We start from the raw sequence: 952 nt of genomic DNA, 5'->3' as shown, positions 1-952 counted from the left end.
TGGTTGTGGTCTAACCACGGTCAACAGGTGGTTCCATTCTCTGTGGATACCCGCACGGGGTTGATTGAAAAAATCGACTTCGAGCAAGCTGAAAAGCTGATCATGCAGATGCCTTGCAACCTCTCTTCATTGCAGAACAAGGAATACTTGGTTGACCAGGTAAACCGAGTGTTGCAACGAGGTTGTGAAATGCGTATCTGGGGTATCTTCGAGTCTCCAAGCTCGGTGGAATCCGTTGGTGGTTGGAAAGAGTGGCAGAGCTATTTCAGCTCTACTGGGAATCGACTGATGGCCGATTTCGTTGGTAAAGCCATTCGATTCACCAACCCTCGATAAATCGCCGTTCAACCATTAACCCTAATTAACCCTATGGGGCTCCGATAGCCCTGAGGGGACGGGGCTCCGCAATCGCAATAAGGAGTCCCTATGAAAAACCTATCAGCTTTGGAAGCAGTTCTTGACTACGACAAACCTTCTCGACGTTTTCTTGATGAGCTCAACGAAAACCAGATGAAGGATTTGTCCGGGGAAATCTTCGCCAAGCTCTACTGGAGCAAGCGTAATCCCCAGTGGTACGAGAAAGACACCAATCGGCTGTTTGCACGACTTCGTTGGGTTCAGCGCATCATCAAGAAGCGCTTGAAAACCGGCAAGGTTAAACCTGAACTGACAGAAAATGGTTCAGTGATGGAGCGCTTCAACTTCCCTTATGGTGACACTCTCGATTTCTTCCATCGGTACTTGCGACATCCCAAATGGGAGGTTGTGTATCAAGAATCGGGGTGCAGTGCCTTTTGGAAAAATGAAGCAACGCTTGAGCTATGCACCTACTGCGAAGGTGATGTGGTCATGATGAAGGCTCCTGATGAAGCAACCTTCTTTCGTGATTGCAATCGCCTTAGCTGGTGGTATGCAGATAACGCTTGATCTTAATCCCTAACCAGGGGCGAAC

General features: G+C 48.6%; 1 protein-coding gene and 1 pseudogene. Both read left to right on the top strand.

All coding sequences use genetic code 11. The features are described 5' to 3' along the window. A pseudogene (locus tag R8N49_RS25505) lies at window positions 1-336 on the top strand (hypothetical protein); the annotation flags it as partial. A gap of 90 nt (window positions 337-426) precedes the next feature. Beyond that, a complete protein-coding gene (locus R8N49_RS25500) occupies window positions 427-927 on the top strand; it encodes a hypothetical protein (protein WP_000793769.1) in 501 nt (166 codons plus the stop codon). The last annotated feature ends 25 nt before the right edge of the window (window positions 928-952 follow it).

Source organism: Vibrio sp. 1978, from assembly GCF_033344345.1.
Note: the sequence above shows the minus strand (reverse complement) of the source record. Positions and strands in the feature narration are given on the sequence as shown.